This window comes from Sphingobium sp. TB-6 (genome assembly GCF_012927365.1).
Taxonomy (GTDB): domain Bacteria; phylum Pseudomonadota; class Alphaproteobacteria; order Sphingomonadales; family Sphingomonadaceae; genus Sphingobium.
This window is the reverse complement of the sequence record NZ_JABBGL010000005.1, coordinates 224,175-246,925: the sequence shown is the minus strand read 5'-3', so window position 1 is coordinate 246,925 and position 22,751 is coordinate 224,175. Positions and strand designations below refer to the sequence as shown.

Below are 22,751 nucleotides of genomic sequence, written 5' to 3'. Positions count from 1 at the left end.
GTTACGCTTTGGTAAGCCATCGGGTCTACTGTTTCGAATCCATGACGGGGGATATTTTCAGAATGGCGCTGATCGGCGCCCTGGCACTGCTGCTGATCGTGGCGTCTGTCACGGATTTGCGGTCACGCATCATCTCCAACCGGCTGAACCTGACGGTGGCCGCGCTGGCGCCGCTCTGGTGGCTGGCCTGCGGTTTGCCGCTGTGGCCGGGCATAGCGGTGCAACTGCTGGCAGCCCTGATCGTGTTCATCGCCTTTGCCGTGCTGTTCTCTCTTGGCTGCATGGGCGGCGGCGACGTCAAGCTGCTGGGCGCGCTGGCGCTCTGGTTCCCGTGGCAGGCGACCTTGTCGATGCTGATGCTGATGGCGGTGCTGGGGGGCGTCGTCACCATCGTGACTGTCGTGCACCATCGCATGACCCGGCGGCTGGGTCAGCCGCAAATCCCCTATGGCATTGCGATCTCGTTCGCCGCGCTTTGGCTGCTTGGCGAACGATATATTAACCAATTTGCGTGAATATCCGGGGGCTCGGACGCAACTCGTCTGATTGAGGGAGGCGAATTTCATCATGGATGCCAAGAAGATCGTGCTGCTGGTGGGGGCGCTTATCATAGCGATCACTACAGCCTTGCTCGCACGCAACATGCTGAGTTCGTCAGGCACGCCTCAGGCCGGCGCATCATCCATGCCCGTCGAAGCGGACCAGCCCCATGTGCTGGTCGCGACCAAGGCATTGCCGGTGGGCACCATATTGGACGCGGAAAGCTTCCGCTTCCAGCCCTGGCCCAAGGACCTTGTCGAACAGGCCTATTATATCAAGGGCCAGTCCGATCCGCAGAAACTGGTGGGCAGCGTCATCCGCACCGCCATTTCCGCCGGCCAGCCGATGACGCTGGGTTCGGTGATCAAGCCGGGTGAGCGCGGCTTCCTGGCCGCAGCGCTCGGGCCGGGCATGCGCGCCGTGACCGTGCCGGTGTCGGCGCAGAATTCGGTCGCGGGCTTCGTCTTTCCGGGCGATCGCGTCGACCTGATGCTGACGCAGAGCGTTAGCGGCGGTGGCGATGGCGAACCGCTCAAAGTGTCCGAAACCATCCTGCGCAATCTGCGCGTGCTTGCCACCGACCAGCGCATGGACGCGCTGGGCGCCGACGGCAAGCCCGTCGTCCAGACCTATTCCAACGTCACCATCGAAGTGACGCCCAAGATTGCCGAGAAGATCGCGGTGGCGCAGACCATCGGCTCCCTTTCGCTCACGCTGCGTTCGCTGGCCGACAATTCGTCGGAACTGGACGCCGCCATTGCGGGCAGCGATGTCGACCTGTCCGCTGCCAGCAATCCCAATGCCGAAAAGAAGCTGCTCGCCAGCCTTTCGGCCCGCCCGGTCGACAAGGGCAGCACCTATTCCACCGGCGCCGACGTTTCGCGCTACCAGCGCAGCAGCGTCCCCGCCAAGCCTTTGCAAGCCATGCCCGCAGGCGGCGTTCCCATGGGCGGCGCGCCCTCCATGGCTGCCGTGGGCCAAGGCCCGGTGATCCGCATCGCCCGCGGCACCAGTGTGACCGTCGTTCCGGTCGGGGGGAAGTAAGATGAAGGGGTTCACTGTCCATACCGGCGCGGCCAGGCCGCTGCTCGGCCCGGCCATCGCGATCGGTCTGGCGGTTGCCGCCGCCGCGGCGCCGACCACCGCGCTCAACGCTGCGCCTGCCGCCATGCAGGACAATGCGATCCTGCTATCCGTAGGCGGAAGCAAGGTCATCAACCTGCCGTCCAAGATGTCGGACGTGGTGATCGGAGATCCCAATGTCGTCGACGTCCATGTCCGGTCGCAGAACCAGCTTTACCTGATCGCGAAAGCGGCCGGCGAAACCACGGTCTTCGTCACGGCCACCAACGGCAAGGTGCTGTTTTCCGGCACGGTGCGCGTCGGCAACAACCTGACCAGCCTCGATCAGATGCTGAAGCTGGCGATGCCGAACGCCGATATCGCGGTCAACAAGATGAACGGCATGGTCCTGCTGACCGGCACCATCGCCGCGCCGGAAGATGCGGCGGAGGCCGAACGGCTGACCCAGGCCTTTGTCGGCAAGGATGTGACGGTGGTCAGCCGCCTGCGCACCGCGACGCCGCTGCAGGTCAACCTGCAGGTCAAGATTGCCGAAGTGTCCCGCGATATCGGGCACAAGATCGGCATGAACTGGAAATCGCAAGACGTCAGCGGAGGCAAGTGGGCGGGCGGCATCGGCGGCGGCACGCGCGATGCCCTCACCTTCAACGCAGGCGGTGGGGGAACATTCAACTTCACCGCGGATGGCGGTTACAGCCTTGGCGGTGTCGCGCGCGTGCTGGGCCTGGATATTGGCGCCGTGCTGGACCTCGCGGAATCGAGCGGCCTTGCGACCACCCTCGCCCAACCCAATCTGACATCGCTGTCGGGTGAAACCGCCAGCTTCCTGGCAGGCGGCGAATATCCCTATACGGTCAGCAACGGCACGCAGGGCAACAGCATCGAATTCAAGCAATATGGCGTGCAGTTGGCGTTCACGCCGACCGTGCTGGCCGATGGCCGCATCTCGCTGCGTGTCCGCCCGACGGTGTCGAGCCTCGACTTTTCGGTCGACTCCAGCGTACCGGCACTCAAGAGCCGGACCGCCGAAACAACGGTGGAACTGGGTTCGGGCCAGGCCTTCATGATCGCCGGCCTGCTCAACAACGATACGGCAAACAATATCAACAAGGTTCCCGGCATCGGCAACCTGCCGATCCTGGGCAGCCTGTTCAAGTCGCGCAGTTTCCAGCGCCACGAGACGGAACTGGTCATCGTCGTCACCCCCTATCTGGTGAAGCCGATCAACGCATCCGACGTGCGCCTGCCGACCGATGGGTTCCGCAACGCCAATGAGGGCCAGGGTCTGTTCCTGGAGCAGATGCATGACGGCATCAGCGGCGCCCGCGCCCCGATGCCGAGTCGCGCGCCTAACGGCCCCGTCCCGGCACCCGGCCCGCAGACATCGGCCGCCCTGCCGCCCATCGCCGCCCGAGACTCCGGAAAGCGTTCGAAGGACGCCGCACCGGGCTTCAGCTTCTGATCCGAAGGACGAAAGACATGACTTTCCAGTCTCGCAAAACCCCCGTCCGCTTCGGTGTCCGCCTCGGCGCTCTGGCCCTGATGGCATTGCCGCTGGCCGCTTGCCAGACCGACCAGGCCGCCAATCGCGGCGTGGAATCAGTGCGCCAGCCGGTCGTCAGCCACAACGCCTTCACCTATGACGTGCAGGCCGGCCCCGACGGCGGCCTGACCGTTTCGGAGGCCCGCCGCCTGGACGACTGGTTCGTTTCCATCGGTCTTGGCTATGGCGACCAGGTCGCCGTGGCGACGGACGCAGCCTATTACAGCCCTGCCCTGCGCGAAGGCATAGCCGATGTCGTCGCCCGCCACGGCATGCTGGTGGGAGAGGACAGCTCTGCCGTCGCCGGCACCGCGCCGCAGGGCGCCGTCCGCCTGATCGTGCGCCGCGCCACCGCCAGCGTGCCGGGCTGCCCCAACTGGTCGGACAAGCCGGAAACCGACATCCAATTGGGCGCATCGACCAATTTCGGCTGCGGCGTGAACGGCAATCTGGCGGCGATGATCGCCAATCCGGAGGATCTGGTTCGCGGCCAGACCACCGACAGCGACCTGCGCACCGCCACGTCCAACCGGGCGATTTCCACCTATCGCGAAAAGGCGCCGACCGGCTCTGGCGACCTCAAGACCCTGTCGGGAGGCAAGTGATATGAACGCACCCTGGAAACCCGGCGCGTCCGGCCAGCGTGACCCCTTCCACGCCTTCGTCTGCGACGATCACAGCTTCGATCTGCTGCGCGTGGTCGCAGCCGAAATGGGTTGGGCGCCGGAAAAAGTGAACAAGGGCGGCATGCGCAACGCAGTGCAGAGCCTGTCGATCACCGCTTCGCCGCAGATATTGTTCATCGACATGTCGGAAAGCGGCGATCCGCTCAATGACATCAACAGCCTGGCGGAAGTGTGCGAACCCGGCACGGTCGTCATCGCGGCGGGTCAGGTCAATGACGTGCGCCTCTATCGCGACCTGCTGGCGAGCGGCATTCAGGACTATCTGCTCAAGCCCTTCGGCGCCGATCAGTTGCGCGACGCGCTGGCGCAGGCGCAGGCGGTGTTCTTCGCACCCCGTGACGCTGGGCCTGAACGCCCGCACATGACCACGGCGGTCATCGGCACGCGTGGCGGCGTGGGCGCGTCCAGCCTCGCCACCTCGCTCGCCTGGCTGCTGAGCGACAAGAAGAAGCGACCGACCGCGCTGCTCGACCTCGACGTCCATTTCGGCACCAATGCGCTGGCGATGGACCTGGAGCCGGGTCGTGGCCTGACCGACGCGATCGAAAATCCCAGCCGCATCGACGGGCTGTTCATCGAACGCGCCATGGTCCGCGCCAGCGACACGCTGGCCATCCTGTCAGCCGAAGCGCCGATCAGCCAGCCGCTGCTGACCGATGGCGGCGCCTTCTACCAATTGCTGGAGGAGTTCCGCGCCGCCTTCGAATGCAGCGTCATCGACCTGCCGCGCGCCATGCTGATTCAGCATCCGCACCTGATGAGCGACGTGAACGTCACCGTGGTCGTCACCGAACTGACGCTGGCGGCGGCACGCGATTCGATCCGCATCCTGTCCTGGCTCAAGACCAATGCGCCGCAGTCCCGCGTGCTGGTGGTTGCCAACCGCGTCCATCCCGGCTCGCCGGAAATCAGCCGCAAGGATTTCGAACAGTCGATCGAACGCAAGGTCGACATCCTCATCCCGTTCGACATCAAGGTCGCGTCGCAGGCGGCCAAGCTCGGCAAGACGCTGGCGGAAACCGCGAAGGGCAGCAAGGTCGGCGCCGCCTGCACCATGCTGCTCGACAGCGTATTGGGCGCGGCGGAGGAAGGCGAAGCGGCGGAAAACGGCGCTCCCCCGGCCAAGAAGGGGGATTCCCTGCTCGGCAAGATCACCGATCTCAAGAGCATGATCCCCTCGCGCCGCAAGGACAAGGCTTCGGCCTGAGCATGACGGGTCACGCCGCTTGAACGCGGCATGACTCCTTTGACGGAACCGGATTTGGAACGGGCAGGCACATGAACGGCAATTTCATCCTGATCGCGGTGCTGCTCGCAACCTTGCTGGGTCTGGTCGCCATGGCCTTTGGCGGCCCCTCGCCCGACAAGGCCCGCAAACGCCGCATGGAGCTGATCCGTGGACGGCACAGCGATTCCACCGACGCGATTCTGGAAGCGCGCATGCGCAAGGCGATTTCCAACCGCCCCGTCGGCACCGAATCGACGATGCTGGTGTCGCTGGTGCCCAATCCGGAAAATCTGGCCAAGCGCATCCGCATGACCGGCAAGAAATGGACGGTCAGCCAATATATGACCTCTTGCGCGGTCATATTCCTGGTCCTGTGCGCCCTGCTGATGCTGCGCGGCTTCCCGCCGCTGTTCGCGGTGATGCTGGGCCTCGCCGCCGGACTGGGCCTGCCGCATATGTGGGTCAGCCGGCTGATCAAGGGTCGGGTGCAGAAGTTCAACGCCAAATTCCCGGACGCGCTGGAACTGCTGACTCGCGGTCTGCGCTCGGGCCTTCCCATCGCGGAAACCCTGAACGTGGTGTCGACCGAAGTTCCCGGCCCGGTGGGCGAGGAATTCAAGATGATCACGGAGCGGATCAGGATCGGCAAGACCATGGACCAGGCGCTTCAGGAAACCGCCGACCGGCTGGGCACGCCGGAATTCCAGTTCTTCGTGATCAGCCTGGCTATCCAGCGCGAGACGGGCGGCAACCTGGCCGAAACCCTGTCGAACCTGGCCACCGTGCTGCGCCAGCGTTCTCAGATGAAACTCAAGATCCGCGCCATGTCCTCGGAATCCAAGGCATCCGCCTATATTATCGGCGTGCTGCCGTTCCTGGTCTTCGGCCTGATCTGCTATATCAACTACAACTATATGTCGCCCTTCTTCACGCCCGATCCGGCGGGAGTATTCGGCCTTTCGACCATGCAGGTCATCGGCATCGGCGGCATGTGCTGGATGGCGATCGGCGCCTTCATCATGGCACAGATGATCAACTTCGAGATCTGACGAGGAAGCCGACCAGATGGAAAATGTTCCCGTCCCCGCCGGCACACTGTTCGGTCTGACCGCCACCGATTTCGGCACGCTGCTGGCCGCGCTGGCGACGCTGGCGACCCTCTTCGCGCTCTATGCGGTGATGACCGTGCGCGACCCGATGGCGAAGCGCGTCAAGGCATTGAACGAACGGCGCGAACAGTTGAAGGCCGGCATCACCGCCTCCACCGCCCGCCGCCGCGCCAAGCTGGTGAAGAAGAATCAGGCGACCGATCAGATGCGGTCGCTCCTCTCCAGCCTGAAGGTTTTGCAGGACGATCAGCTTAAGGACGCGCAGATCAAGCTGGCGCAGGCGGGCATCCGGTCGAAGGACTGGGCCGTCGCGGTGATCTTCAGCCGCATGATCCTGCCGATCGTGATCGGCGGCATGGCCGCGCTGCTGCTTTATGCCGTCGGCATCTTCCCGGAATGGGGCGGGGCCAAGCGCTTCATGGCCTTCGCCGCCGCGCTGCTGCTGTCCTACAAGGCGCCCGACATCTTCATCGACAACAAGATCGCCAAGCGCTCCGCCGCGATCCGCAAGGGGCTGCCCGACGCGCTCGACCTGCTGGTGATCTGCGCCGAGGCGGGCCTGACCGTCGACGCCGCCTTCAGCCGCGTCGCCCGCGAATTGGGCAAGGCCTATCCGGAACTGGGCGACGAGTTTCACCTGACGGCGATCGAACTCAGCTTTCTCACCGAACGGCGCATGGCGTTCGAAAACCTTGCCAACCGCGTCAAGTTGGATGCGGTGAAGGGCGTGGTGACGACCATGATCCAGACCGAGAAATATGGCACGCCGCTGGCGTCCGCACTTCGAGTGCTGTCCGCCGAGTTCCGCCATGAGCGCATGATGCGCGCCGAGGAAAAGGCCGCGCGCCTGCCCGCGATCATGACCGTGCCGCTGATTCTCTTCATCCTGCCGACCCTGTTCGTCGTCATTCTGGGCCCGGCCGCCTGCTCGATCAGCAAGGCCTTCTAAAAATAAGAGGGGGCGAAGGGGCGCTGCCGTAGCGTCCCTTCGAAATCCACGGAAAGCCGTTGATTTTCGGCCTTGGCGAAGCGTCCGATCCTGTCTTATCCCCTTCCGCAAAGACGCAAATCCGGAGAGGTCCATGGTCGCCATCACCCGCATCGCCGCCCGCGCCGCGCTGCTCATCCTGCCCCTGGTCACGGCTCTGCCCGCCAAGGCGGCGCAGCCCATCACCGGCCGCTGGGCCACAGTGGACGGCAAGGCCATCGTCCAGATCGCCCCTTGCGGAAAGACGCTGTGCGGCAGGATCGAGAAAATCGTGAAGCCCACCCCCGGGCGTCCGCAGACCGACATCAAGAACCCCGATCCCGCCCTGCGCAGCAAGCCACTGGCGGGCCTAGCGCTGCTCACCGGGTTTAAAGATGCGGGCGATCTCTGGAAGGGTTCGATCTACGATCCGGAAAGCGGCAAGACCTATAACAGCAAGGTCAGCCGCAATGGCGACGGCACGCTGAAGGTGCAGGGCTGCATCATGTTCTTCTGCAAAACCCAGACCTGGACGCCGATGCGTTGAGTTGGTGTTCGGTTTGGCTGGATTCCCGCCCTTGCCATGATCGTCATTCCCGGAAAATCGGGAATGACGGAGGCAAACGCACTCAATCCCTGGTCGGAACGAAGGCGCCCTTGACGCGATCCTTCACGACCTTGCCGGCGTTAAAGACGGACCCGCTCATGGTGATGTAGACGCCGGGCGCCGCGACCTGGACCGTGGCGAAGGCCATACCGAGATTGAAGCTGGCGTCACTCTCCCCGAAGCGCGCCGGGGCAAGCGCACCGACCAGAACCACCGTCTTGCCGGGGATGGCGGAGAGAAATTTCGCCGTTTCCGTCATCGTATCGGTGCCGTGGGTGATGATGACATGGCTTTCCGGCGCGGCGGCGACGCGATCGCGGATCAGCGCCCGGTCGGCATCGTCCAGTTCCAGACTATCCTTGCGCACCACTTCCTCGATGCGGAAGGGCCGCTTGACCCGAGCGATGTCGAGCAGCTTCGCCATCACCGTCTCCCCGACCTGATAATCGGACAGCGCATCGAAATAAATCTTGTCGATCGTCCCGCCGGTGGTGAGGACAAGAATGGGCGTTTCGGGCGACAGCATTGCAGGACTCCAGAGGGGGAAGGCCGCCCCCTTAAAGCATTTCCGTAGTGACGTGAACCGCCGCGGCCTTATTGACCCCTGGCCATTTCCTCGCCCCGGTCGCGGGCGGCGACCAACGTATCGGTAAGCAGCTTCAGCAACCGATCATCGGCGTCGAGCACGTTCAGCCCCTGCCGCGTCATGCCGCCGGGGCTGGCTACGCGGTCGGCCAGCACGGCGGGGCTTTCGCTGGCCATGGCCGCCATGCTGGCCGAACCGCGCACCGTGGCGAGCGCCATGCGGGCGGCCTGATCGGCGGGCAGGCCAAGCGCTTCACCGGCACGCGCAAAAGCGTCGATAAAGCGGAACAGAAAGGCGGGGCCGCATCCGGACAGCGCGGTGACTTCGTTGAACTGGCCCTCATCCGCGATCCATTCGGCAAGGCCGAGCGGGGCGATGAACGCCTCCACCGCCGCTCGCGACGGCGCCGCGATGCCAGCATCCGCATGGAGCGCGGTCACACCCTCCCCTATGCCCACCGGAAGATTGGGCATGGCGCGGACGATCTCGCCCGCCGCCGGAAAGGCGGAGCGCAGATCGGCCAGCGGCGTTCCCGCCAGAATCGAGATGATCCGCACATCGGCACCGCAAAGCGGCGCGAGAAAGGCCGCGACATCGCCAAGCTGATAGGGCTTCATGCCAAGCAATATCGTGGTGCCGGCGGGCAGCGATGCCGGATAGTCCGTGACCACGGCCACCCCGTCCGCCACCGCCTTGCCGCTCGGGCGCAGCACGGTGACTTTTGCCGGATCGAGGCCGCAGGCGAGCCACCGCCGCAGCATCTGTCCCGCCATATTGCCGCAGCCGACAAGGAAAAGATGGTCGGGCCAAATATCGGTCATGGGGAATGTCTCAGGCTTCACCGCGGGTTTCGATGAGGCTGGCGGAAATGGCTTCGGCCGGGGTCTTGCCGCCCCACAGCACGAACTGGAACACCGGGTAGAAGCGCTCGCATTCGTCGATGGCGGTTTCGACGAGTATCTGCGCCTGGTCGAGCGTCAGCACGCCGCCTGCGCCTAGCAGCGCACCGTGACGGAAGAGGACGATGCCGCTCGACGACCAGAGTTCGAAATGGCCAAGCCAGAGCTGTTCGTTGATCAGACCCAGCGTTTCATAGATGGCGGAGCGCTTGTCCTCGTTCACCCGGATGTCGGGCAGGGCGAGCAATTGCAGCACCTGATCCTCGTCGCGCCAGATGCCGCGCAACTCATATTGCGCCCACGACCCCTGCGTGCTGGCGACGATTTCATCCTCACCGACCTGATCGTAGCTCCAGCCATGCGCCTCGAAATAGGCGGCCAGCATGTCGATCGGCGCAGCCTCCTGGCCGCCATTTTCATATTCGTCGCTGTCCATCATTTGCGCGCCTTAAAGCATTTTTACCGCCGGAGGAAACCGGGGCGAGGTGGAAAATGCGTGGACAACTTCGCTTCTGCCGTGGAAACCGGCAGTTATTCCCCATCCTTGGGCTTGGCGCGTACCGTCTTCTTGACCGGTTCGGGCGCCTTGCCCTCCAGCGCGTCGAGGCGGGCCTTCAGCAACTCCACCTCCTCGCGGGCGGCGGCGGCCAGCGCCTTGACCGCGTCGAATTCGTCGCGGCTGACGAAATCCATGCCGCCGATCCATTGTTTGGCCTTTTCGCGGGCGTTGGTCTCAAATTCCCGGCTCATGCCCGCAACCGTTCCGGCCGCGCCGTTCACCAGCTTGGCAAGGTCGTCGAAAAAGCGGTTTTCGCTCTGCATGATGCTTCGTCCTTCCGTGCGGCGCCATTCTGTCCGGCGCCAAAAATCATATCTGGGTCTGGAATGCGGGTTTGCCAAGGCTTTCCGCATCCGGATTGAGGCGGCCGATCTCATAGTTGAGGTAGGAGGCGAAGGCCAGCCAGCACAGATAGGGCAGCAACAAAAGGCCCGCGACGCGGCGGACGCGCCAAAAAAGCACGGTCGTGACAGCGACCAGCACGGCCAGCGCGACGATCAGGACCAGAGCCTGATCCACCTGATGCGCGCGGAAGAAAAGAGGAGACCAGAGGAGGTTGAGGATGAATTGCGCGACGAAGGCGACGATGGCCGTCCCCCTCCCCCTTGCGCCACGCGCATGCAGGACGATGGCGAAGGCCAGGGCCATCAATATGTAGAGAACCGTCCAGGCCACGCCGAAGGCCCAGCCGGGCGGGATCAGATCCGGCTTGGCCAGCGCCGCGAACCAGCGATTGCCATAACCACTATTGGCGAGCTTGCCGGAAAGAAAGCCAAGGAAAACAATGGCGGGCACAGTAATCAATGCCCAGCGCGCATAGGCAAGACGTAATTGACCCGGAGACGCAATCTCGTTCATCGGCAACGAAGCTCCACCTTTTACTCAGCGGCTTCGGGCGAATCCTTCAAGGCCGAGTCAAGCCGCCGACTGACGGTTTGCGGTGAAACGGTTCGTCCTGCAACCCGCGAATAGAGGATGGGGATCAGGAACAGCGTGATCAGCGTCGCCAGGCTGACGCCGGACACCACCACCACGCCGATCGAATGGCGCGCCGCAGCCCCCGCCCCGCCGCGAATGACCAGCGGAACCGCGCCGATGACCGTGGCGATGGACGTCATCAGGATCGGACGCAGGCGGCGGGCGGCGGCCTGACGGATGGCCGCGCCGATCTCCAGCCCCTCGTCGCGTAGCTGGTTGGCGAATTCGACGATCAGAATGCCGTTCTTCGCCGCCAGCCCCACCAGCATGACGATGCCGATCTGGCTGTAGAGATTGACCGACCCACCCGTCAGCGCAAGGCCCAGCACGCCGCCCGCGACCGCCAGCGGGACGGTGGCGATGATGATGCCGGGATGGATGAAGCTTTCGAACTGCGCGGCCAGCAGCAGATAGACGATCAATATGGTGAGCCCGAAGACCAGCCAGATCGACCCGCCGGTTTCGCGCAGCGACTGGCTCTCCCCGCGATAGCCGATGGCAAGGATCTCCGGCGATTGGCGGGCCTGGTCTTCCAGGAAGTTCAGCGCCTCGCCCAGCGAATAGCCGGGCGCCAGCGCGGCGGTCAGGGTGATAGCGCGCAGCTTGTTATAGCGGTTGAGCTGGCGCGGGCCGGCGACTTCGCGGACGGTGACGACGGCGGACAAGGGCACCAGGGCGCCTGTGCGGCTGCGCACATTGATGCGTTCCAGGTCCGCCTGGGTCTGACGCCCCTCCCGCTCGGCCTGCACCAGCACGCGATATTCCTCGCCCCGGTCGACATAGGTGGTGACGCGGCGGGAGCCGAGCAGGGTCTGCAACGCCTGGCTGATGTCGTTGGCCGACACGCCCAGATCGCCCGCCCGCTGCTGATCCACCTCGATCCGCATCTGGGGCTTGGTTTCCTTGTAATCGGAATCGAGGTTGATGAAGCCCGGATTGGTCGCGGCGGCGGCCATGATGCGGTCGCGCGCGGCGACCAGCCCCTCATAGGTCGATCCGGCCAGCACCAGATTGACCGGCAGGCCACGCCCCCGGCCAAGCCCCGAACGCGGCGCGACATTACCGCGCACGCCCGGCTGGTTGGCGATCACCTTGTTGATCGTGTCGGCCACCTGCGCCGTGGTGATCGTGCGATTCTCCCACGGACGCAGGAAGGCGATGATGTTGCCGCCGTTGAAATCGTCGCTGCTGCTGAAACCGGCGGGCGCGCGGATGTTCAGCACCTGAAGCGTCCCCTGGTCGCGCAGCGGCTGAAGATCGGCTTCAATCTTTTGCATATAGGTCTTCATGCGGTCGAAGCCGGTGCCTTCGGGCGCCGTCACCTGTCCATCGACGACGCCGGTATCCTCCGCCGGGGCGAGTTCGGTCGGCAGCATGGTGAACAGGGCGCCCGCGGCGGCGAGGAACAGCAGCACAGGGACGATGGCCAGAACAGGCCGTTGAAGCACGCGGTCGAGCAGGCGCGCATAGGCCGCCTCCAACCGCTGGAACCGGGCATCCACCCAATGCGACAGGCGGGATCTTTCGGAATGCCGCAGCAGCTTCGAACAGAGCATCGGCGCGAGGCTCAAGGAGATGAAGCCCGAAAAGGCGATGGCGGCGATCATCGCAATGGCCAGTTCACGGAACAAAAGGCCGGTCTGCCCGGCCAGGAACATCACCGGCACGAACACCGCGCAGACCACCAGCGTCGTCGAAATGATCGCAAAACCCACCTGCCGCGTGCCAAGATAGGAGGCGACCAGCGGGTCTTCCCCCTGTTCGATGCGGTGATAGACATTTTCGAGCACGACGATGGCGTCGTCCACCACCAGCCCGATCGCCAGCACGAAGGCGAGCAGGGTCAGCAGGTTGATCGACAGGCCCAGCAACCACATGACCGCGCAGGTCGCCAGCAGGCAGATCGGCACCGTGATCGACGGGATGATCGTCGCCCGCAACGAGCCGAGGAAGAGAAAGATGACGAGGACCACCAGTAAGGCCGCTTCGCCCAGCGTGTCATAGACATTGTCGATGGCGCGGCTGATGAACAGCGATTCGTCCGATCCGATGGTGACCTTCATGCCCGCCGGAAGCGTGGGACGCAGTTCAGCGATCAGCGCCTTCGCCTTTTCCGCGACGTCCAGCGTGTTGGCGCCCGACTGGCGGATGATGCCCACGCCGACGCCGGTCGCGGCATTGGAGCGGAAGGAGGTGTAGGGATTTTCCGCGCCCTGCTCGATCCGCGCCACATCGCCCAGCTTCACCTGATAGCCGTCCGCGCCGCGCCCGACGACCAGCCCGGCAAATTGTTCTGGGGTGGAAAAGGCGCGCTCGACACGCAGCGTCTGGTTCTGGTCCTTCGATTCGAAGCGTCCGGCCGGCAGCTCCACATTCTGGGCGCGCAGGGCGGCTTCGACGTCACCGGGCGTGATGCCGAAGGCGGCGAGCTTCTCGGCATTCAGCCAGATGCGGGTGGAGGGCCGCTCGTCGCCGCCGCCGGTAACGCGGGCGACGCCGTCAATGGCCGAAAAGCGGTCCAGCACGTTGCGGTCGAGATAGTCGGCAATCTGCGTGGGGGTCCAGCCATCCCTGGTGAAGACGATGAACAATATCGCCCGCGCATCGGCATCGACCTTCCGGATTTCCGGGGCCAGCGCATCCTCGGGCAAATCCTCCACGACGCCGCCGACGCGATCGCGCACGTCATTGGCGGCGGAATCGATGTCCCGCGACGGATCGAATTCGATGCTGACCGATGAAACGCCGTCCCGCGAGGTCGAGGTGATGTTCTGAATGCCCTGGACGCCCGCGACGCCATCCTCGATAATCTGGGTGATGCGGGTTTCCACCACCGAAGCCGCCGCGCCGGTATAGCTGGTCTCGACCGAAACGATCGGCGGGTCGGTATCGGGATATTCGCGGATGGAAAGGCTGAGATAGCCGACCGCCCCGACGATACAGAGCAGCACCGCGATGACCGCCGCGAAGACCGGACGACGGACGGACAGGTCCGAAAGCTGCATGGCCCTGCCTCCCTAACCGGCCGCCCGGTCGGCGCTCGCGCTTTTCGCTTCCGGCTTGTCGCCCGGCAGGCGCACCGGCACGCCATCGGTCAGCTTGACGACACCATCGGTGACGACGGTCTGGCCCGGCTTCACCCCGCCCAATATCTCCACCAGGCCGTTTTGGCGGATGCCGGTATCGACCTTGGTCCGCTTGGCCTTGCCTTCCTCCACCACGAAGACGAAGCGATCCTCGCCGTCGCCCACCACCGCCAGTTCGGGGACGGCCAGCGACTGGCGCTGCTTTGCGATCACGTTGACGGTCAGCAGCATGCCGGGTTTCAGGGCGCGGTCGGGATTGGGCAGGATGGCGCGTATCCTGACAGCGCGGGTGGCGGGATCGATCACCGGGTCGATGGTCGCGATCGTGCCGGTGAAGGGCCGGTCGGGCCAGGCGGCGGAGACCGCCTTGATCGCCTGCCCTTCCCGGATCATCGACAGGCGGGTTTCGGGAATGGTGAAGTCCAGCTTGATCCGCGAAATATCGCTGACCGTCGCAATCGGCGTGCCGGCGGTGACGATGGCGCCGGGCGATACGGTGCGCAGGCTGACCCAGCCGGGGAAAGGCGAGCGGATCACCCGGTCACTGATGGAAGCGCGGGCCTGTTGCGCGCTGGCGCGGGCGGCATTGGCCAGCGCGACCTGTTGGTCGAGGCTGGCGGCGGTCGCGAAGCCACGCGCTTTCAACGCCTGGATGCGGTCCAGTTGCTGCTGGGCTGCAAGCGCCTGGGCCTGGGCGGCGGCGAGTTCGGCCTGTTCCTGCCCCACGGCCAGAGTGGCGATCACCTGCCCCTTGCTGACAAAGCCCCCGTCGCTGAAATGGATAGAGGTTATACGCTCCGTCACCGGGGCGGACAGCACCACCTGTTCGTTGGCGAAGGCGGTGCCGACGGCGTCCAGATTGTCGGTGAAGCTTTCGGACGCGATCGGCGCGGCTTCGACCAACGCTGGCGGACGCGCCTTCTTTTCCTTTTGACCGCCACAGGCGGAAAGGGTCAGCGCGATCAGGAAGATAGGCAGGATGGTGCGCATGGGATCGGGCTAATCGGCCTTTGCAAGCGACTCAAATGGGCATTTGTCGCGAATGGTAACTATAGCGACGAAACGAATAGGGCGGGATTATCCACCAAATATTGCGGAGAGAAGAAATTCGACATTGCCCTGCGGTCCGGTGATCGGGCTGGCGGTGATGCCTTCGACCCGCCATCCTTTGGAAAGCGCCCAGTCCCGGACTTCGTTGCACACCCGTTCATGGATGGCAGGGTCGCGCACCACGCCGCCCTTGCCGACTTCCTCCCGCCCCGCTTCGAACTGCGGCTTGATCAGGGCGACGAGGCGCGCGCCGGGGCGGGCGAAGCTCAACGGGCGGTCCAGCACTTTGGCGAGCGAGATGAAGCTGGCGTCGCAGACGATGATATCCACCGGCTCCGGGATATGATCGGCGGTCAGGATGCGGGCGCTGGTCTGTTCATGGACGATGACGCGGGGGTCGGAGCGCAGCTTCCATGCAAGCTGGTTGGTGCCGCTGTCGACCGCATAGACCCGCGCCGCGCCATGGGTGAGCAGGACATCGGTGAAGCCGCCGGTCGAGCTGCCCACATCGATGGCGACGGCGCCGGTCACGTCGATATGAAAATGCTCCAGCGCATGGGCGAGCTTGATGCCGCCGCGCGATACCCAGGGATGATCGCGGCCCTTCACCTCCAGCTCGGCGTCGGCGGCGACCTGCTGGCCCGCCTTTTCGATCTTTCTATCGCCCAAGAAGACGAGGCCGGCGAGGATGAGCGCCTGTGCGCGGGCGCGGCTTTCGGCCAGGCCGTTGTCGACAAGCAACTGATCGGCGCGGATCTTGGCCATCAGGGCACCAAAGCCGTCAGGGTGGCGGGGGTCAGGAGTTGGGGCAATGTCTGCGCCTCCCTGCCGGGGGCGTACCACAGATAGAGCGGGACGCCGGAACGCCCCTGCCCTTCCAGAAACCGGGTGATGGCGGGGTCCGCATTGGTCCAGTCGCCCACCATCACGGTGACGCCTGCCTTCCCGAAAGCGGCGCGGGTTTCGCTGCGGTCGATGGCGGCGGCTTCATTGGCCTTGCAGGTAAGGCACCAGTCGGCGGTGAAATAGAGGAAGACCGGCTTCCTGGCGGCGCGCAAGCTGGCGAGACGGGCTTCGTCGAAGGGCACGCCCCTTGCCGATGCCGCAGCGGCAGGCGCGTGGGTGGGGAGCATCGCTGCGGCTCCGGCGAACAGGATGAACGCGGCGCAGACCACCGCCAGCCCGCCGCGCAGGCCGTGCCGCTGCCTGCGCCCCAGCCACCAGAGGAAGACCGCAAGCATCAGCGCCGCGCCAAGACCGAGAAGGATGGCCGGAACGCCCCTTTGCTGGCCGAGCAGCCACAGCAGGCCAAGCGCGGTCAGCGCCATTGGGATCGCCAATATCTTCTGAAGGCGCCCCATCCACGGACCGGGCTTGGGCAGGCGGGTGCGGAGCGCGGGGACATAGGCCAGCGCCAGAAAGGGCAGCGCCAGTCCAAGGCCAAGGCCCGCGAAGATCGCCAGCGCCGCGGCCAACGGCAGGATGAGGGCCGCCCCCATGGCCGCGCCCATGAACGGCCCAGCGCAGGGCGTCGCGACGAAGGCGACCAGCGCGCCGGTCCAGAAGGCGCCGGAAGCCCCACCCTTCCCCGCCAGCCTGTCGCCGCCGCCAAAAGCGCTGAGTTCGAACAGTCCGGCAAGGTTGAGCGTGATCGCCGTCACCAGCAGCAGCAGCAGCAGGATGATGCGCGGATCCTGCAACTGGAAGGCCCAGCCCACCGCCGTACCTGCGGCGCGCAGGCCAAGGAGCAGGCCACCCAGAGCGAGGCAGGTAAGGATGATGCCGAGACTATAGGCCAATGCTTCGTGCCGAACGATGCGCTCATCGCCGCCCGCGCGGGCAAGCTTCATCGCCTTGAGTCCGAGAATCGGAAAGACGCAGGGCATGATGTTGAGCAGCAGACCGCCCAGCAGCGCTCCACCCAGCGCGATCAGGACGGTGTGGAGCGTGGCGGACCGGACGGCGGGAACGGCGCCGGGCTGGGCCGTCAACAGGAAGCCCACATGATCGCCGGTGCGCAGGACGGCCTGGACCGGACCGGATTTCAAGCCCTGCCCGGCTTCGGTTTCGATCAGCAGCCGGTCGCCCTGGCGCGTGACCTTTTGCGGGGCGGCATAGCGGGTCAGGCCATCGGCAAGCGCGAACAGATGGACGTCGCGGGCGCTCGCCGCCGCCGGGAAGGGCACGGACAGGCGCAGGCGGCCATCGACAACCGCATAGCTCGCCTCGCTGCCCAGGGGGCGTGGAAGGTGACTGCGCCAGCCGTCGAACTGCGCCCTGTTGCCGGGCAGGATCGCGCCGTCGCCTGCGGTCAGGTCCAGCGTCAGTTCGGCGCCTTCGGGCACGCAGACCTTGTCCGTGCAGGCTAGCCAGTCGGCGCGGACCCGGATCGGCAGCTTTGTGCCCACGAGCACGTCCTGCGCGATAGTCAGGTTCGCCAGCACGCCATAGGAGCCTTCATAGACATGGTTCATCAGGCCCGAGATCAGCAGCGTCTCCGGCACCGGATAACGCAGCGCGCCGACGGTCACGCCCTTGGGCAACGTCCATTTGACCGTCATGCCCAGGCCCGCATCGCCCGGATTTTCCCAATAGCCGTGCCAGCCCGGCTCGGGCGTCATGGAAAAGGCGATGGCCGTGCCTTTCCCCGGCTGCGGCGTCGCGCTTTCGGTGGTCAGTTCCGCCGCGATATGGGGCGTGCCCTGACCAAAGGCGCCCTGCGCCCGCGCCGCAGTCGGCGCGAGCAGCAAAAAGACTGTCATCAGAAGGACATGAAAAAACCGCATCGGGCCTCTGTTCCGGTAGACGCAAGGGGGCTAGGTCCCGATGCATCCGCCGTCAAGGCATCAGAAGGTATCCCATAATGTTGAAAAATATCGTGGCCGCCCTGCTTCTGGCCAGTTCGCTGCCGGCCCTGGCCCAGACCCCGGCGGCGCCTCCCGCCCCGGCAACCGCTCCCGTCACTCCGCCCAAGCTGATCGTCGCCATCTCCGTCGACCAGTTTTCCGCTGATCTGTTCAGCGAATACCGGCAATATTACAGCGGCGGCCTCAAGCGGCTGACCGAACAGGGCATCGTCTTCCCTCGCGGTTATCAGAGCCACGCCGCGACCGAAACCTGCCCCGGCCACAGCACCATCCTGACCGGCAGCCGCCCTTCGCGCACCGGCATCATCGCCAATAGCTGGTTCGACCTTGGCGCCGCCCGCGCCGACAAGTCGGTCTATTGCGCGGAAGATGAGACGCAGCCGGGAACAAGCAGCGACAATTATCAGGCCTCTCCGGTGCATCTGAAGGTGCCGACGCTGGGCGGACGGATGAAGATCGCCAATCCGGCCACCCGCGTCGTATCGGTCGCGGGCAAGGACCGCGCCGCCATCATGATGGGCGGGCCGACCGCCGATCAGGTCTGGTGGCTTGGCGGACCGAAAGGCTATGTCAGCTACAAGGGCGTGGCGACGCCGCCACTGGTGGCCAAGGTCAACGACGTCATGGCCCAGCGGCTGGCAGAGCCCAATCCCGGCTTCGAGCTGCCGCCGCAATGCATGGCCAAGGATTTCCCGGTGAAGGCTGGGGACCGCACCGTCGGCACTGGCCGTTTCGCGCGGGAAGCGGGCGATTACAAGGGTTTCCGCATCTCGCCCGAGCAGGACGCGATGACCCTGGCCTTCGCGGCGGCGGCGATCGAGAATATGGCGCTGGGCAAGCAGGCGCAGACCGACATCATCTCCATCGGCCTGTCAGCCACCGATTATATCGGCCACACCTACGGCACAGAAGGCACGGAAAGCTGCATCCAGGTCGACCGGCTCGACCGCGAACTGGGAGCCTTTTTCGACCGGCTGGACAAGGATGGGCTGGACTATGTGGTGGTGCTGACCGCCGATCATGGCGGCCATGACCTGCCCGAACGGCATCGGCTGAACGCCATGCCGATGGAGCAGCGCGTCGACAAGGCGCTGACGCCCAAGGCTCTGTCGGCGGCCATCGCGGAAAAGACCGGCATCTTGGGCAAGACCTTGATCTGGGGCGACGGCCCGGCGGGCGATCTTTATTTCGACCGTAGCCTGACGGCGGCGCAGCGGACCAAGGTGGAGGCCGCAACGCTCGCCCTGCTGCGCGCCCATCCCCAGGTGCAAACCGTGTTCACCAAGGCGGAGATCGCCGCCACGCCTTCACCTTCCGGCCCGCCGGAAAGCTGGTTGCTGATCCAGGAGGCGCGGGCCAGCTTCGACCCGCGGCGTTCGGGCGATCTGCTTCTGCTACTGAAGCCGCGAGTCATGTCGATCCCCGAACAGGCGGTGATGGGATCGGTCGCGACCCATGGCTCGCCCTGGGATACCGACCGCCGCGTGCCGATCCTGTTCTGGCGCAAGAGGCTGACTCATTTCGAACAGCCGCTGGGTATCGAGACGGTCGACATCATGCCGACGCTGGCCGCGCTGATCAAATTGCCTGTGCAGAAGGATGAGATCGACGGTCGCTGCCTGGACCTGATCGCGGGGGATGGGGATAGCTGCGCCAATTAATATCAAGCACCGTGCTCCTGCGCAGGCAGGAGCCCAGTTCAAACCTGGCCTCATCGGATCAACTGTGGAACTGGGCTCCTGCCTGCGCAGGAGCACGAGGCGCTTAGCGCTGCCTAAATATTCTCCGCTATCCCTTCGCGTCCTTCCTCCACCAGCGCGTGAACGCGATGGGGGGCGGAGACTTCCACCCGGCTGGTCACTTCATAATGCGCCTTGGCCTGGCGGACATTGCTGTCGGCGGGCACGCTGTCGGTCAGCCAGACATTGCCGCCAATCACTGACCGGCTGCCAATGATGATGCGGCCCAATATCGTCGCGCCGGCATAGATCACCACATCATCCTCGATGATCGGATGGCGCGGCAGAGCCTTTTCCAGCGCGCCCTTCTCATCCGCCGGAAAGCTGCGCGCGCCGAGCGTCACGCCCTGATAGATGCGCACCCGGTCCCCCACGATCGCCGTCTCCCCGATCACCACGCCGGTGCCATGGTCGATGAAGAAGCTGCGGCCGATCGTCGCGCCCGGATGAATGTCGATCCCTGTGCTGCCATGCGCGATTTCGGAGATGATCCGCGCCACCAGCGGCGCACCCAATTGATAGAGCCGATGCGCCAGGCGATGATGGGTGATCGCCATCATCGATGGGTAGCAGATCAGCACCTCGTCCACGCTGCGCGCTGCCGGATCGCCCAGAAAGGCCGCCTCCACATCGCTGTCGAGCAGTTCGCGCAGGGCCGCCAGACTTTCCGCGAAGGCGCCGATGATGCGCATCGCTTCCCGGTCCACGGTTTCGATCGGATCGTCCTTCATCGCGTAGATGAGTTCGAGCCGGATTTGCCCGTAAAGGCGGCTCAGCACCGTCTGCAACGTCTGGGCGACATAGGCGTCCTCATTATGCAGGCGCACGAAGCTGGGGCCGAGACGCAGCGGAAACAGCGCGCCGCACAGCGCCGCCATGATCTTGGTCAGCGTGGCGCGGGAGGGAAATCCCTCCGCGCCATATTCGGCATGATGATCCTGCGCCTGCCGCCAGCGCCGCCGCACCGCGCCCAATTCGGCCGCCAGCCGGTCTATATCCCAATAACCCTGGGCGATTTCCTTTTCGCCTTCTGCCGTCATATGCGCCTCTTTTGATACAGGTGCCCGGCATAGCGCGGCATCTCGCTCCGCGGTAAATGAGTTTTGCTTGGGGGTGGGCAGATTCTCTTTGTCAGCGTTTCTGGACATCGGCCGGAAGATGCAGACAGATTTCCACCCTCAATCCGCCCTCCGGCCGATTGGCGAGGGTCAGATCGCCCCCCTCCAGCTCCACCGCCCGCGCAACGATAGCGAGACCCAGGCCAAGCCCCCGCGTGTTGCGCTGCCGCGCCTCGTCCAGCCGGGCGAAGGGCTTCAACACCTCATCCAGCTTGTCGCGGGGGATGCCGGGACCGTCATCATCGACGCGGATCAGGACTTCCCGGTCTTGACGCGCCAGCGTGACGCGTGCGCGACTGCCATAATGCAGGGCGTTTTCGATGAGGTTGACGATCGCCCGGCGCAGGGTGAGCGAGCGCACCACCATTTCCAGATGGACGGGCCCGGCATAGTCCACATCCCTGCCCTGATCCTGAAAAGCGTCGACCACCGTCGCCACCAGCACCGCCAGATCGGTACGCACCGGCGGCTCGCCATTTTTCTCGCCCCCCAGGAATGCGAGCAGCGAGTCGATCATCTCGCCCATTTCCGTGAGGTCGCCCTCGATCGCCTCCCGCGCTTCATTGTCGGGAAGGCTTTCCAGCCGCAGCCGCAACCGGGCAAGCGGCGTGCGCATGTCGTGCCCGACGGCGGCGAGCGTCTCGGTCCGCTCGGTGATCAGGCGATGGATGCGCGTCTGCATCGCGTTGAAGGCGCGGATGAGGTTGCGGACATCGTTGGAGCCGCCCTCCTCCACCACGACTTCGTCGCTGAGGCCGATGCGCTCCGTCGCCCTGGTCAGGTCGCGCAGCGGCGCCAGCGTGCGGCGGATCAGGATGCCGCCAACGATCAGCAGCGCCAGCACCGGGATCAGCGCCAATCCCATGCGCCCGATGGTGAAGGTCCATTTGCCGCCGCTATGCCGCATACCGAAATAGAGCCAGCTTCCGTCCGCCAGCCTGAGGCCGCCATTGATCTCAGACACGCGCCCCGGCGAAGCGAGCCTCAGCCAGAGACCCGATTGCTCCAGCGACGGTTCCCAGGTGATGATCTGGCGCCGCATCCGCTCCAGCCCCGGCGCCAGCGGCGGCGGCGGCGGTGAGGATGGGGTCCAGTGCACGTCGTAACGGTCGGTGGTCAGTTGCAGCGCCAGCGCGTGACGCTCGTCCGGCGGTTGCTCGATCAGCAGCTTGCGGGCGATGACCAGATGCTCGGCCAGGCGCCGGGCCTCGTCATCCTGCAACGAAAGATGGTTGGCCCGCTCATAGACCAGCGTGCCGACGGCAAATTCCAGCATGAGGGTCAGCAGCAGGATCGCGAAAATCTGCCCGACCAGGCTGACATGCCGTCTCAAGCGCGGCTGACCTCCGCATTGAACATATAGCCGACGCCCCGGACGGTGGTGATCGGCGCCGACCGATCATCCGTCGTCAGCTTGCGGCGCAGGCGGCTGACCAGCACATCGATGCTGCGGTCGCTGCTGTCGCCCATGCGGGTGCGGGACAGTTCGATCAGCCGCTCGCGGGCGATGACGCGCTGCGGGTGGCTGAGGAAGCTGCCCAGCAGGTCGAACTCCGCGCCGGTCAGGTCGACGACCGCGCCAGTGGGCGAGCGCAGTTCGCGGCGGGGGAAGTTGACGGTCCAGCCGTCGAAGCGCGCTTCATTTTCGCGATGCTCGTCCGGGCCGCGCTCCACGCCGACGCGGCGCAATATGGCGCGGATACGGGCGATCAGCTCGCGGGTGCCGAAGGGCTTGGGCAGATAATCGTCCGCGCCCAGTTCCAGCCCGACGATGCGGTCGGTCTCGCTGCCCTTGGCGCTGATGAAGATGATGGGGACGTCGCTCTTGCGCCGGATCTGGCGGCATAGGTCGATGCCGTTGGTCCCCGGCAACATGACGTCCAGCACGACCAGATCGACCGGGCCCGCATCGAAAGCCACCCACATTTCAGGGCCGGAAGAAGCCGGACGGACCTGATAGCCATGTTCCTGCAACGCCCGCGCGGTCAGGGTACGCAGCGGCGGGTCGTCCTCTACCAGGATGATGGTCGGGGCGGTCATGCCGGAAGGCAGTGAAATTTGCACATGGGGAGCGAGATAGGTGCCACCGGGCGGAGGGTCAACCGG

Annotated in this window: 21 protein-coding genes; 9 read left to right on the top strand and 12 right to left on the bottom strand. The window is 65.1% G+C overall.

The genetic code is table 11. The features are described from left to right. Nucleotides 1-41 precede the first annotated feature (41 nt). The 8 genes from HHL26_RS09540 to HHL26_RS09505 all read left to right on the top strand — a co-directional run bounded on the left by HHL26_RS09540 (nt 42) and on the right by HHL26_RS09505 (nt 7,703). Entirely contained in the window at nt 42-515 is a 474-nt protein-coding gene (locus HHL26_RS09540; RefSeq protein WP_066558617.1) for a prepilin peptidase, read from the top strand. Between the two features lie 52 nt (nt 516-567). Then, nucleotides 568-1,584, top strand: coding sequence for a Flp pilus assembly protein CpaB (gene cpaB, locus HHL26_RS09535; RefSeq protein WP_066558619.1), 1,017 nt, complete (start codon nt 568-570; stop codon nt 1,582-1,584). Between the two features lies 1 nt (nt 1,585). Further along, on the top strand, nt 1,586-3,085 hold the full coding sequence (locus tag HHL26_RS09530) for a type II and III secretion system protein family protein (protein ID WP_066558622.1): 1,500 nt from the start codon (nt 1,586-1,588) through the stop codon (nt 3,083-3,085). 17 nt (nt 3,086-3,102) lie between these two features. Further along, entirely contained in the window at nt 3,103-3,771 is a 669-nt protein-coding gene (locus tag HHL26_RS09525; RefSeq protein ID WP_066558625.1) for a CpaD family pilus assembly protein, read from the top strand. Nucleotide 3,772: 1 nt separating this feature from the next. Further along, nucleotides 3,773-5,059, top strand: coding sequence for a pilus assembly protein CpaE (locus tag HHL26_RS09520; RefSeq protein WP_066558630.1), 1,287 nt, complete (start codon nt 3,773-3,775; stop codon nt 5,057-5,059). 71 nt (nt 5,060-5,130) lie between these two features. Further along, nucleotides 5,131-6,129, top strand: a complete 999-nt coding sequence (locus HHL26_RS09515) for a type II secretion system F family protein (RefSeq protein WP_066558633.1) — start codon at nt 5,131-5,133, stop codon at nt 6,127-6,129. 16 nt (nt 6,130-6,145) lie between these two features. Next, nucleotides 6,146-7,138, top strand: a complete 993-nt coding sequence (locus HHL26_RS09510; protein ID WP_066558635.1) for a type II secretion system F family protein — start codon at nt 6,146-6,148, stop codon at nt 7,136-7,138. A gap of 133 nt (nt 7,139-7,271) precedes the next feature. Continuing rightward, nucleotides 7,272-7,703 carry a DUF2147 domain-containing protein gene (locus HHL26_RS09505; protein WP_066558636.1) on the top strand — a complete coding sequence of 144 codons (432 nt, stop codon included), beginning with the start codon at nt 7,272-7,274 and terminating at the stop codon, nt 7,701-7,703. Between the two features lie 82 nt (nt 7,704-7,785). Here the strand turns inward: HHL26_RS09505 and HHL26_RS09500 are convergent, their stop codons facing one another. The 9 genes from HHL26_RS09500 to HHL26_RS09460 all read right to left on the bottom strand — a co-directional run bounded on the left by HHL26_RS09500 (nt 7,786) and on the right by HHL26_RS09460 (nt 17,707). Then, entirely contained in the window at nt 7,786-8,289 is a 504-nt protein-coding gene (locus HHL26_RS09500) for an asparaginase domain-containing protein (protein ID WP_066558638.1), read from the bottom strand. 68 nt (nt 8,290-8,357) lie between these two features. Then, on the bottom strand, nt 8,358-9,170 hold the full coding sequence (locus HHL26_RS09495) for a pyrroline-5-carboxylate reductase (RefSeq protein WP_066558642.1): 813 nt from the start codon (nt 9,168-9,170) through the stop codon (nt 8,358-8,360). Nucleotides 9,171-9,180: 10 nt separating this feature from the next. Next, nucleotides 9,181-9,687, bottom strand: coding sequence for a YbjN domain-containing protein (locus HHL26_RS09490; RefSeq protein WP_066558644.1), 507 nt, complete (start codon nt 9,685-9,687; stop codon nt 9,181-9,183). Between the two features lie 92 nt (nt 9,688-9,779). Beyond that, nucleotides 9,780-10,070 carry an accessory factor UbiK family protein gene (locus HHL26_RS09485; RefSeq protein WP_066558646.1) on the bottom strand — a complete coding sequence of 97 codons (291 nt, stop codon included), beginning with the start codon at nt 10,068-10,070 and terminating at the stop codon, nt 9,780-9,782. 46 nt (nt 10,071-10,116) lie between these two features. After that, nucleotides 10,117-10,665 (bottom strand): TspO/MBR family protein, encoded by a 549-nt coding sequence (locus HHL26_RS09480; protein ID WP_066558651.1) that lies wholly within the window; start codon nt 10,663-10,665, stop codon nt 10,117-10,119. A 20-nt stretch (nt 10,666-10,685) separates the two neighbouring features. After that, nucleotides 10,686-13,790: an efflux RND transporter permease subunit gene (locus HHL26_RS09475; RefSeq protein WP_169576085.1), complete on the bottom strand. Its 3,105-nt coding sequence runs from the start codon at nt 13,788-13,790 to the stop codon at nt 10,686-10,688. Nucleotides 13,791-13,802: 12 nt separating this feature from the next. After that, nucleotides 13,803-14,861, bottom strand: coding sequence for an efflux RND transporter periplasmic adaptor subunit (locus HHL26_RS09470; protein WP_066558655.1), 1,059 nt, complete (start codon nt 14,859-14,861; stop codon nt 13,803-13,805). An 87-nt stretch (nt 14,862-14,948) separates the two neighbouring features. After that, complete coding sequence (locus HHL26_RS09465; protein ID WP_066558661.1) at nt 14,949-15,686, bottom strand: TlyA family RNA methyltransferase; 738 nt, start codon at nt 15,684-15,686, stop codon at nt 14,949-14,951. Then, the gene (locus HHL26_RS09460; RefSeq protein ID WP_066558663.1) at nt 15,686-17,707 is read right to left on the bottom strand and encodes a protein-disulfide reductase DsbD domain-containing protein; all 2,022 of its coding nucleotides are present in this window, start codon (nt 17,705-17,707) and stop codon (nt 15,686-15,688) included. The genes HHL26_RS09465 and HHL26_RS09460 overlap by 1 nt, the downstream gene beginning before the upstream one ends. Nucleotides 17,708-17,784: 77 nt before the next feature. On the opposite strand from HHL26_RS09460, the gene HHL26_RS09455 reads away from it, so the two are divergent. After that, nucleotides 17,785-19,449, top strand: coding sequence for an alkaline phosphatase family protein (locus HHL26_RS09455; protein ID WP_066558665.1), 1,665 nt, complete (start codon nt 17,785-17,787; stop codon nt 19,447-19,449). 113 nt (nt 19,450-19,562) lie between these two features. On the opposite strand, the gene epsC is transcribed toward HHL26_RS09455, so the two are convergent. The 3 genes from epsC to HHL26_RS09440 form a co-directional block, all read right to left on the bottom strand. Continuing rightward, a complete protein-coding gene (epsC, locus tag HHL26_RS09450) occupies nt 19,563-20,567 on the bottom strand; it encodes a serine O-acetyltransferase EpsC (protein WP_066558668.1) in 1,005 nt (334 codons plus the stop codon). Between the two features lie 91 nt (nt 20,568-20,658). Next, a complete protein-coding gene (locus HHL26_RS09445; RefSeq protein ID WP_066558669.1) occupies nt 20,659-21,978 on the bottom strand; it encodes an ATP-binding protein in 1,320 nt (439 codons plus the stop codon). After that, the gene (locus HHL26_RS09440; protein WP_066558671.1) at nt 21,975-22,685 is read right to left on the bottom strand and encodes a response regulator transcription factor; all 711 of its coding nucleotides are present in this window, start codon (nt 22,683-22,685) and stop codon (nt 21,975-21,977) included. Before HHL26_RS09440 ends, HHL26_RS09445 begins: the two co-directional genes overlap by 4 nt. Between the last annotated feature and the right edge of the window lie 66 nt (nt 22,686-22,751).